The sequence below is a fragment of the uncultured Psychromonas sp. genome (genome assembly GCF_947489755.1).
Classification (GTDB): domain Bacteria; phylum Pseudomonadota; class Gammaproteobacteria; order Enterobacterales; family Psychromonadaceae; genus Psychromonas.
Genome location: NZ_CANLFB010000041.1, coordinates 19,792 through 31,368, shown reverse-complemented (window position 1 = coordinate 31,368; position 11,577 = coordinate 19,792). Strand labels below are relative to the sequence as shown.

Annotated in this window: 8 protein-coding genes; 7 read left to right on the top strand and 1 reads right to left on the bottom strand. The window is 38.6% G+C overall.

The features are described from left to right. Positions 1-332: 332 nt before the first annotated feature. On the bottom strand, positions 333-1,700 hold the full coding sequence (locus Q0794_RS16625) for an L-serine ammonia-lyase (RefSeq protein ID WP_298943772.1): 1,368 nt from the start codon (positions 1,698-1,700) through the stop codon (positions 333-335). Between the two features lie 682 nt (positions 1,701-2,382). On the opposite strand from Q0794_RS16625, the gene Q0794_RS16620 reads away from it, so the two are divergent. From Q0794_RS16620 to Q0794_RS16590, 7 genes are all read left to right on the top strand, one after another. Continuing rightward, a complete protein-coding gene (locus Q0794_RS16620; RefSeq protein WP_298943771.1) occupies positions 2,383-3,111 on the top strand; it encodes a response regulator transcription factor in 729 nt (242 codons plus the stop codon). Between the two features lie 47 nt (positions 3,112-3,158). Next, positions 3,159-3,905 carry a transporter substrate-binding domain-containing protein gene (locus Q0794_RS16615; RefSeq protein ID WP_298943769.1) on the top strand — a complete coding sequence of 249 codons (747 nt, stop codon included), beginning with the start codon at positions 3,159-3,161 and terminating at the stop codon, positions 3,903-3,905. Continuing rightward, a complete protein-coding gene (locus Q0794_RS16610) occupies positions 3,902-6,328 on the top strand; it encodes an ATP-binding protein (protein ID WP_298943766.1) in 2,427 nt (808 codons plus the stop codon). Before Q0794_RS16615 ends, Q0794_RS16610 begins: the two co-directional genes overlap by 4 nt. Before the next feature lie 655 nt (positions 6,329-6,983). Beyond that, positions 6,984-8,492, top strand: coding sequence for a Na+/H+ antiporter NhaC (gene nhaC / locus Q0794_RS16605; RefSeq protein ID WP_298943764.1), 1,509 nt, complete (start codon positions 6,984-6,986; stop codon positions 8,490-8,492). Between the two features lie 178 nt (positions 8,493-8,670). After that, complete coding sequence (gene glyA / locus Q0794_RS16600) at positions 8,671-9,924, top strand: serine hydroxymethyltransferase (protein WP_298943762.1); 1,254 nt, start codon at positions 8,671-8,673, stop codon at positions 9,922-9,924. Positions 9,925-10,019: 95 nt separating this feature from the next. After that, complete coding sequence (locus Q0794_RS16595) at positions 10,020-11,270, top strand: sarcosine oxidase subunit beta family protein (RefSeq protein ID WP_298943760.1); 1,251 nt, start codon at positions 10,020-10,022, stop codon at positions 11,268-11,270. Between the two features lie 12 nt (positions 11,271-11,282). Next, entirely contained in the window at positions 11,283-11,576 is a 294-nt protein-coding gene (locus Q0794_RS16590) for a sarcosine oxidase subunit delta family protein (RefSeq protein WP_298943759.1), read from the top strand. Position 11,577 lies beyond the last annotated feature (1 nt).

Sequence of the window (11,577 nt, the reverse complement as noted above, 5' to 3'; positions counted from 1 at the left end):
AAAGCTTATGATTATCAGTATAAAATGATCTGATCGCTACTTTATTAAAAAGTTCAATTTATAATGATCTTGCCGTAAACATAATGGTGATGAGGAGCAAGAACAAATTGCAATTAGGGCAATTAGTATTACTTTACCTCCTTTGCTAGAGTTTGCAGAGGAACATCCACCTTGTGATAATTGTATGAAAGAACTTCAAGCACAATTAATCATGATTCAAAATAACAAGAAAAAAGATCATTAAAGTCAGCTCTAATAGCCTATTATTTTATTGTGACGTGAAGTATTAACACCTAACCAGTGATCCATCATCGCTGGCTAGTACCTTTACACTAACATTCTACGATATTTACTGCTAAACCACCGCGTGCAGTTTCCTTGTATTTACTCTTCATATCATTACCTGTTTCCCACATGGTTTTAATTACTTTATCGAGGGATACTTTCTGATTTCCATCGCCTCGAAGTGCTAATCTTGAGGCATTAATTGCTTTGACTGCACCCATTGCATTTCTTTCGATGCAAGGGACTTGCACTAAGCCTCCGACAGGATCACAGGTAAGCCCTAAATTGTGCTCCATACCAATCTCCGCCGCATTTTCAACATGGTCAACTGTACCTCCCATTATATCCGTCAATGCAGCCGCTGCCATCGAACAGGCTACACCGACCTCTCCTTGGCAACCTACTTCTGCACCGGAGATGGAGGCATTTGTCTTATAAAGAATGCCAATCGCAGCTGCTGTTAATAAATAACGTACGGCTATTTCATCACTAACGGGCTCAATAAATTTATCGTAATAACTTAATACCGCCGGAATAATGCCTGCTGCGCCGTTTGTTGGTGCGGTTACCACTTGTCCGCCTGCCGCATTCTCTTCATTAACAGCCATGGCAAATAAATTAACCCAGTCCATGACCTTTAATGGATCAGCTGAATTATTTTTATCTGCATTTAAATGCCTGTGTAGAGAAGGCGCTCTACGGCGTAATTTTAAACCGCCTGGCAAAATACCTTCACGACGACAACCTCGCTCAATACTTCGTTGCATTGCATGCCAAATATTAGCTAATTGTTCTTGTACTTGTTTTTCAGGCATGACTTGTTTTTCATTTTCCATCATTAATTTTGAAATGCTAAACCCATTTTCTTTACATAATCGCAGTAATTCAGCTCCGCTTGAAAATGGATATTTAGCATTATCTTTTTGAAACAGAGAGGTGGATTCCATTTCTTTTTCATCAACAATAAAACCGCCACCAATAGAATAATAAATTTTACTAAGCAGAACCTCATTATCTTTATAGGCTGTTAGTTCCATTGCATTAGCGTGAGCTACCAGTGTTTTACGGCGATGAAAAATAATAGCATTTTGCTTTGGAAAGCGACTTTCGTGGATCCCAAGTAGTGGTAAAGATTGATTCGTTTCAACTTGTAAGAGAAAGTCATCAATAATCTCTGGGTCTATGGTTTCCGGCTCAAATCCCGCTAAACCTAACATAACCGCTTTACCGCTACCATGGCCAATACCCGTTTGTCCCAATGATCCAAATAACTCGGTTTGTACATGAGTTACACTTGTTAAAATAGCGTGTTGTTCGAGTAATTTACTAAAACGAAATGCTGCTCGCATTGGGCCTACGGTATGGGAGCTAGACGGGCCAATCCCTATGCTAAACATATCAAAAACACTGATCATAAATTTTCTCTCTGAACGTGGAATTAAATAGTAACAGACAACACATGATTCAATTTAATCGTGTGTTATTACTTATATTTTTACAGTAGGATAATAAAAGAGGTTTTAAAATATTTATTATCTTTAACACTGATACATATCTAAAAAATGATTGTATTTATTCCTGATTTATCCTTAAGTTCAGAAACATTATCGCGAATATGTAAACCTACGATGAATAACTTGTAATAAATTGTAAACATGCTGTTACAGAGCATTTTTCCACTAATTTTTTGGTTTTTTAATGCTAAGTTTCTGTTAACGTGACTAGATACCATAGATGTTTAATTACGTAAGTATCTTATTGTAAGAAGTTTGAAGCGATGAATAATGCGTTTCACACATTGTAATTTAGTTCGTTAGCTTAAAGTTATTATAGGATTGTCATACTCGCTAACGTTTTTCATTACTGCTTTGTTATTTTTATCTAAAATTCGAGCTAACAGACAGTAAATTCTTTATTTTTAATTATTTTTTAATCTTTTGAATAAAACCAATAAGCAACAAAATGGAATAGCGATAGGAACAAGCTGAATAGATGTTTAGTAGTTTAATGTCTTCTCATTGTTAATTTCAATTTTGCTATTTTTGCAACCTTATATAATTGTAATTTGCCCTGAATAAAACGAGAGGACATTTAATAATGGCAATTAATGCTAAGATTTTAGTCGTTGATGATGACGAATTAACGCGTCAAGTTTTGAGTAGTTATTTTGAAAATGAAGGCTATGAAGTGTTATGTGCTAGTACTGCAGAAGAGGCTGAAGAACTATTAACTTTTGGTAATGTAGAACTTGTTTTACTTGATATTAAAATGCCTGGTAAAGATGGCTTAACACTCACTAGAGAATTACGCGTTAATAATGAAATTGGTATTATCTTAGTGACCGGTAGTCAAGATGAGGTGGATCGCCTTATTGGGCTTGAATGTGGTGCGGATGAATACGTGACTAAGCCTTTTAATCCTCGTGAAATATTAGCGCGAGCAAAGAATCTTATTCGCCGAGTCAAACTATGCCAACAGATAAAACCTGAAAGTGCTGATGATTATATTTTAAAAGGTTTTGACCTCTGGAAATTAAACCCAGTTAGACGTCAACTTATCGATGAACAACAAGTGACAGTGCAGCTAACTGAAGGTGAGTTTCAATTATTAAAATGTTTAATGGATCATGTTGGAAAAATTATGAGTCGAGACCAAATTCTGGACCATATGCGTAACCGAGAGTGGGTTCCAACAGACCGAACGGTTGATGTGTTAATTGGTCGATTACGTCGCAAGTTAGGTGATGATCCCGCAGAACCGCGTTTAATACTAACCGTGCATGGTGCTGGTTACTTGTTTACTCCTAAGCTTATTGATGTGATATGAGGTTTTTTACATTAACCTTTTTTTTGACTATTTTGATTGGTATCACGATGTCATTTCAGTCATCTAACCTTAGTGCAAAAGAATTAATAGCCTGTGGTCATCCTTATTATCCACCTGTTTCTTGGGTACAGGATCAACAAGTTATTGGTATTGCCCCTGCTGTTGTTAAATTAATATTCTCTGAACTAGGTTATCAAGTCAGGCTTGATACAGTAGGGAATTGGAAGCGATGCTTATGGGAAGTTAAAACCGGACATGCAGATATTGTTGTTGCCGCTTATCGAATAGACAGCCGTGAATCAGATTTTGCTTTCAGCCAACAATATATCATCAATGATCCTATCGGTATTTTCGTTAATCCGAGTAAAAGTGAAAATTATCATTCACTTCATGATTTAAAAGGAAAAACAGCAGGTTTGTTATTCGGTGATAGTTTCGGTGATAGTTTAGATAAATTTATTCATGAGCATAATCAAATAGAATATGTTTCTGAAGGAAAGCAAAATTTTGACAAATTAGCCCATCGTCGAATTGATTTTATGCCATTAGGTCTTGTCAGCGGTAACTTACAAACTCAAAAGTTGGGATACAGTAAGCAAGTGGTAGCCGCTTCAATTAAGCTTGAAACTAATTACTATTACATGGCCTTAAGCCCACACAGCGGACTGAGTTTATATCTACCTTATATTAATAAACGTTTAAAAAAGCTACATGAAAATGGCGAAATAGAACAGTTACTGACTGAATATAGTAATATTTATCTCAACTCAATGACCGAGGCCGATATACCTTGAATTTACCTAATCTATTCGGCTGGCGACGCCTCATTCGTTATCCTAAAGATCATCCGTTAAGTTACCGCATGATTGTGTACATCACATTATGCAGTTTTGTGTTTATTATGTTGTCTACTATGTTGCAAATTACGTTAGATTATAAACGTGAAATGCGTAATATCGATCAGCAAATCCAGTTGATACGTACTAGTTATATTCATAGCCTAGCACGCAGTATGTGGGACTTTGATCAAACCCAACTTGAACTTCAACTTAAAGGTATTAACGCATTACCTGACATTGCTTATCTTGAACTAAAAGATCATTCCCGTAATACTCTTATCCGTTTGCCTGAACAAGTTGTTGATGGTGATAAAAAGGTAATGAAAACGAGCTTTGTACTGGGCATTCCTAATAAACGAATTGGAAGTCCAGACTACAAAATAGACGGTATTGGCGAGCGTCAACTTGGAACACTTATCATTGCTACTGATTTATCTGCTGTTAATGCCAGGCTATGGCGCACTGGTTTTAATATTTTATTAAACCAGACATTGTTGGTGGTATTGATCATGCTTGCCATTACCTTCATTCTGCAACAGCTCATTACACAACACCTTGAAAGCATGGCGAGTTACAGTAAGGCTATTGGTGATGGTGAACTCGATGCCGCTTTAACATTAAAACGCCGCCAACCTCGCATCCCCGACGAATTAAATCAATTAGCCAATGCACTCAACGAAATGCGTTTGGCAATTCGGCATGATATCCACGGTCGAGAGCAAGAGAAACAAGCTTTACGTTATAATCGCGATAAACTTCAACAAATGGTCGAACGCCGAACGATGAGCTTGCAGCAAGCTAAAGAAGTGGCTGAAGAAGCAAATAGTTCTAAATCAAAGTTTTTGGCGACGATGAGCCATGAAATCCGCACACCAATGAATGGTATGTTAGGAATGATTCAATTGTTACAAGGTAATGAACTCAACGAATTGCAATCGCATCGAGTGAAAGTCTTATATGACTCAACCGAAGCGTTACTTGAAACATTTGAGCATGTTTTACAATATGCTCAGTTAGAAGAGGGGGGATTTGTTTCTTCTGAATCTTTTTTCTCTCTCGATGAATTATTAAATAGTCTTATTAGTTTAATGCAACCTAAAGCCGATGAGAAAAATTTAAAACTCAAGCTCGATGCAGACATTGCGGGTGAGTTTTTTTACGATGCGGCAGGTAGCTTACGTCAAATCCTAACTAATTTATTAGCGAATGCGATTAAATTCACTGACAACGGTGAGGTCTTACTTTGCGTTACTCATCTTGAGCAAGTTGGTAAGCAGCAGCGTCTATGTTTTTCAGTTCAAGATAGTGGTATTGGTATCGAACCTGCCTTACAGGAAAGAATATTTGATCGCTTCACTCAAGCCGATGAGTCTATCACTCGACGTTTTGGTGGTACTGGGCTTGGGTTGTCGATTTGTCGTCAATTAAGCCAAGAAATGGGCGGAGAAATCGGCGTTAAAAGTATCTTAGGGCAAGGCAGCACCTTCTGGGTAGAAGTAAAATTGAAAACAGCCAAAGCAGATGAATATAAAACCGAAATAAAATTACCTGTTTTACCAGAATTGAAGATTCTATTAGTTGAAGATGTTGAAATTAATCAGCAGGTTGTTCTAGGGTTGCTAGAGCAACATCAAGTAAAATTAGCCGATAATGGTCATTACGCACTTGATATCGCGAGTAATGAACACTTCGATATTATTTTGATGGATATGCATTTACCGGGTTTGAGTGGATTAGATATTAGTCATAGAATTCGTCAAAATACAGAGTCATACAATTATAAAACCCCAATAATAGCCTTAACGGCTAGCGTGCTTCCTGACGATATTCAAGATTACTTTAATGCAGGGCTGCAAGAAGTTGTTGCTAAACCAGTGAAACACCAATTATTAATAGAGGCGATAGCAAGGGCCTTAGATCCAAAACAACCACGGCCATCGACCGCTATCACACAGATTAATACGGTAGGTGATGTGCCGCTATTAGATCAATCCATGGTCGATACTCACTTACAGGTGTTAGGGCCTGCTAAATTAGCTAAACTAATGCGCAGTTTTTGTAATACCCACCAGAAACATTGGCCTGCATTAAAGCAAAGCCTCGCAAGTGATGATCATTATGAAGTAGAGGATGAAGCCCATAAACTTGCAGGTGCTTGCGATATGCTAGGCTTTGCACAAGCAAGTAAATTGTTACGTGAACTAGAGCATCATGCTAAGAAAAGTACGATTCAGGATATTCCTCAAATTCTTTCACAGTTAGAACCTGTGATGGAAAAAAGTTTAACAAGAAGTTTTACTGAAATGGAATCATTGATGCAACAAGTCCTCAATAAACATAGTGATAAAACTGAAACTACCTTTAATTCTGAGGTTTAACATCGTTTGCATTACTTCTTAAGTACCCATGATATTTCAAGATGTACTATCAACAAACCAAATTTTGCTTAGCCTTTTGGCATGAAATTGAGCTTTCGAGAGGTTAACGTCGTTAATCTTCTATCGTCAGAATGATTAAAGACATCATTCTTTGATAGTTATTCTACATTGAAATTTGATTTCCCCTGTGGGGGGACTCGCTAGAATTCCACCTCTTGAGATAAAATGGGGATCATTCGCTTAATATGTTGATTAACTACTTAAGCGAATTGTGAGCAACCTATATTCGTTGTTTGCGATTGAGATTCAATTGATAGATTTTTATATCTATCTTTTCACTTAGCTATTTACCCATTTATCTATTTACCTACTTAACTCGCTACTTATTTTTTACTTATCTACTCAACTATTCGGTGTAGTTTTTTCAGTCTTAGTCGCGGACGGAAAGTTAATTACCCTAGGCTTGATTGTTTAATTGATCAAAAAATCGCAAATGTAAAATAATTGTAAACAGGTAATTACTTTAATTTACATTCTTTTACACCGTATTCATTCTGAGTTTACATCTACCGCTTAGTGTTATCTCGCGGGTGAGGAAGGGAGCAATTAATTTTGCAGTTTCACTCATTATCAGATAATTCAACAGGAGTAGAAAATGACTGAAAATATCAAAACAAAACCCAGTTTCTTTATGGCAATACTGCCAATAATATTGACGCTGACACTGCTAGCTATTCAATTATTCTATTATGGAGATTTTACACCTCATATTCCCCTTGCTATTGGTATTGCTATTACCGCTACATTAGCGTGGTTCCGTGGCTATCGTTGGGACGATATTGAAAAAGGTATCATGCATGTTATTCGTGTTGGTCTTCCATCCATTGCCATCTTAATGACCGTTGGCATGATTGTAGGGGTTTGGATTGCTAGTGGCACGGTTCCTGTCCTTATTTACTACGGATTAACCATTTTAAATCCAGAAATATTTCTTGCTGCTGGCATGATGCTATGTGCTGTTGTCTCTGTGTCTTTAGGGACATCTTGGGGGACGACTGCAACGGTAGGGCTTGCATTGATGGGGATTGGTGCAGGTTTTGATATTCCGATGTACTGGACAGCTGGTGCAGTTGTTTCTGGTGCTTTCTTTGGAGATAAAATCTCACCTCTTTCTGATACAACTAACTTAGCACCTGCTGTTACTGGCGTTAACCTTTTTGACCATATTCGTAATATGTTACCAACAACAGTGCCGGCGATGCTTATCGCATTTGTTATTTATCTTTTTGTTGGCTTTAACTTTATTGGTACTGGTGAAGTCGATTTTTCTAAAATAGAAGCGATTACTAATGGTTTAGATAATAACTTCAACCTGACTTTATTCGCATTATTACCGCCCGTTATTGTTATTGCGCTTGCCCTTAAAAAAATGCCTGCATTACCTTCTTTATTTGCTGGTGTATTTACGGGGGCATTGATAGCAATCTACGTCCAAGATGCCTCGTTACATGAAGTGTTTAAATTCATGCAAGGCGGATACAAAATTGAAACTGGCGTAGTCGAAATCGATGGTTTGTTAAATCGTGGTGGTGTGCAGTCTATGACGTGGGTTATCACGCTGGTTGTTATTGCATTAGGTTTTGGTGGTGCACTTGAACGTACACATTGTTTAGAAACTATTATTAAAGCCATTCTTAGTCGTATTAATTCCTTTTTTGGATTACAAGCCGCTGCAACTAGTTCAGCTATTGCGACAAATCTTGTTGCTGGCGACCCGTACCTCTCAATTGCATTACCCGGCAGAATGTTTGCAGCTGCTTATGTTAAGAAGGGTTACTCAAAACTGAATTTATCACGTGCAGTTGAAGAGGGTGGCACATTAATTTCTCCTCTCATCCCTTGGAATGCGGGTGGTGCTTTTGTTATTACCGCGCTAGGCCTAGGTATTGCTGATGGCCAAATTGAAAACCTACTTTACATCCCATTAGCATTTGCATGTTGGTTATCGCCTGTCATTGGTTTGTTGTATGCATCACTAGGATGGTTTTCTCCAAAAATATCTGAAGCTGAATTAGCACGATATAAACAGGAAGAAAAAGTAGTTGTTCAAGAGCAGAAAGCCGAGGCAAAAAAAGAGGCTGAGATGGCATCTAATCCAGCTTAGATAAGTCACTATTTAACCGGTACTAATGGCAGCTTATTTATCGACGTTACTTTCGACTTAAGTTGTCATTCAGTTAATCGGAGAGATTAGTTATTGAAAAAATATTGTTTTTAAATATGTATTCACACAAAACAGTTATCAATAAAAACCACAACGGTTGTCACCGTGGAGAAAGAAAATGTTTTATAAAAATGATCAAATAGCAGGCTTCGACGATAAAATTTGGGATGCCATTCAACTTGAAGATAAGCGTCAACAGGATCACGTTGAGCTTATCGCGTCTGAAAACTATACCAGTGCGCGTGTTATGCAAGCACAAGGCACTCAGTTGACTAATAAGTATGCGGAAGGATATCCGGGTAAGCGTTATTACGGTGGCTGTGAGCATGTCGATGTTGTTGAGCAATTGGCGATTGACCGTGCTAAAGAGTTATTTGGTGCCGATTACGCAAATGTGCAACCTCACTCAGGCTCACAAGCTAATGCGGCTGTATTTATGGCGCTGTTAAATCCAGGTGACACAGTGCTTGGAATGAGCTTAGCGCATGGTGGTCATTTAACGCATGGCTCTAAAGTTAGCTTTTCTGGCAAAATTTATAATGCAGTGCAATACGGTTTAAATGAAAAAACCGGTGAAATTGATTATGAAGAAGTAGAACGTCTCGCTAAAGAGCATCAACCTAAAATGATCATCGCTGGTTTCTCTGCTTACTCTCGGGTTGTTGATTGGCAGTGCTTTCGTGATATTGCTGACAGTATCGGTGCTTGGTTTTTTGTGGATATGGCACATGTTGCAGGTTTGGTAGCTGCAGGCTTATACCCTAACCCGGTACCTATTGCAGATGTTGTTACCACGACGACTCATAAAACATTACGTGGTCCACGTGGTGGTTTAATTTTAGCGAAAAAAAGTGAAGAGCTTGCTAAAAAATTAAATTCAGCTGTATTCCCTGGCGGGCAAGGCGGCCCTTTGATGCATGTCATTGCAGCCAAAGCGATTTCTTTCAAAGAAGCCTTATTAGATGATTTTGTCGATTACCAGAAACAAGTTATCGATAATGCGCGTGAGATGGCAAAAGTCTTCCAACAACGTGGTTATAAAGTAGTTTCAGGTGGGACAGATAATCATTTGTTTTTGCTTGATCTCATTGATAAAGGCATGACCGGTAAGGATGCAGATGCTGCATTAGGCCGTGCCAATATTACCGTTAATAAAAATTCAGTCCCTAATGACCCCCAATCACCGTTTGTCACCAGTGGTCTTCGTATCGGAACACCTGCAATTACTAGTCGTGGATTTGGTCTTAATGACGTTGCCCAATTAACCGATTGGATTTGTGATGTGTTAGACGACATTAATAATGAACAAACAATCACAGAAGTGCGAAATAAAGTACTGGCGTTATGTGACAAAAATCCTGTGTATCGCTAATTGATACATCAATGACCTAACGCACTTAATTATGCCTTAGTTACGCAGTTAGGTCATGTTTCATCCAATAATATAATTTAGAAAAGGGCAATACTATGCAGCAATATTCAGGATTTGGCTTGTTAAAACATTCCTTAAGTTACCATGAAAATTGGCAACGAGTTTGGAGTAATCCTATCCCAAAAAAACATTATGATGTAGTCATTATTGGTGGTGGTGGTCATGGTCTAGCAACGGCTTATTATTTAGCAAAAGAACATGGTATCACTAACATTGCAGTGGTTGAAAAAGGCTACTTAGGGGGCGGTAATACGGCGCGTAATACTACGATCATTCGCTCTAACTATTTGTGGGACGAAGCCTCCCATCTATATGAGCACTCATTAAAATTATGGGAAGGCTTAGCGCAAGAGCTGAACTATAACTTGATGTTTAGCCAACGTGGCGTATTAAATCTTGGGCATTCACTACAAGATATGCGTGATATTGAACGTCGTGTTAACTCTAATCGCCTTAATGGTATTGATGGTGAAGTGCTAACCACTGCACAAGTACAAGAAATGGTGCCTATTTTAGACTGTTCAAAAAATGCTCGTTACCCTGTGATGGGCGCCTCATGGCAAGCACGTGCTGGTACTGCGCGTCACGATGCGGTTGCTTGGGGGTTTGCTCGTGCAGCAGAAGCATTAGGTGTTGATTTGCTACAGCAAACTGAAGTGACTGGTATTCGTCGTAAAGATGGCGCTGTGGCGGGTGTTGAAACTAATCGAGGTTTTATCTCTGCAGGGAAAGTAGGTTGTGTTGCTGCAGGTAACTCAAGCGTTATTGCAAAAATGGTTGGGATGGAATTACCACTTGAATCTCACCCTCTACAAGCCATGGTCTCTGAGCCACTTAAACCCATTTTAGATACGGTGGTGATGTCTAATCATGTGCATGGTTACGTCAGTCAATCTGATAAAGGCGACTTAGTGATTGGTGCCGGTATTGATGGTTACTTAGGTTATGGTCAACGTGGTTCGTTCAATGTTGTTGAAGATACGATTGCAGCCATTATAGAAATGTTTCCGATGTTCAGTCGTGTACGTCTTAATCGTGCATGGGGTGGGATTGTTGATACTTGTCCTGATGCTTGTCCCATTATTTCCAAAACGCATGTTAAAGGACTTTATTTTAACTGTGGTTGGGGGACGGGTGGTTTTAAGGCAACACCTGGTTCAGGTAATATTTTTGCCCATACCATCGCTCACGATCAACCTCATCCATTAGCCAAACCATTTAGCGTTGATCGTTTTACCTCTGGTGAATTAATTGACGAGCACGGCGCTGCCGGCGTAGCCCACTAATAGGAATTTATTATGTTACATATCTACTGTCCTTATTGCGAAGAAATGCGCGAAGAAGAAGAATTTAATCCGGCAGGACAAGCGCATATCGAGCGTCCTTTACAACCTGAAGAGTTGAGTGATGAACAATGGGCTCGTTATTTGTTTTTCCGTAAAAACCCACGTGGTTTACACCATGAAATGTGGGTACATGCGCATGGTTGTCGTAAATACTTCAACATCACGAGAAACACGGTGACTTATCAAATTATGGAAACATATAAGATGGGTCTACAACCGAATATCACCGCTAGTAAAGAGGGCTAAT

Excerpts from the sequence above, each read along its gene's own strand:
- Q0794_RS16625 (WP_298943772.1), bottom strand. The coding sequence starts at position 1,700 with ATGATCAGTGTTTTTGATATGTTTAGCATAGGGATTGGCCCGTCTAGC.
- Q0794_RS16620 (WP_298943771.1), top strand. The coding sequence starts at position 2,383 with ATGGCAATTAATGCTAAGATTTTAGTCGTTGATGATGACGAATTAACG.
- Q0794_RS16615 (WP_298943769.1), top strand. The coding sequence starts at position 3,159 with ATGTCATTTCAGTCATCTAACCTTAGTGCAAAAGAATTAATAGCCTGT.
- nhaC (WP_298943764.1), top strand. The coding sequence starts at position 6,984 with ATGACTGAAAATATCAAAACAAAACCCAGTTTCTTTATGGCAATACTG.
- glyA (WP_298943762.1), top strand. The coding sequence starts at position 8,671 with ATGTTTTATAAAAATGATCAAATAGCAGGCTTCGACGATAAAATTTGG.
- Q0794_RS16595 (WP_298943760.1), top strand. The coding sequence starts at position 10,020 with ATGCAGCAATATTCAGGATTTGGCTTGTTAAAACATTCCTTAAGTTAC.
- Q0794_RS16590 (WP_298943759.1), top strand. The coding sequence starts at position 11,283 with ATGTTACATATCTACTGTCCTTATTGCGAAGAAATGCGCGAAGAAGAA.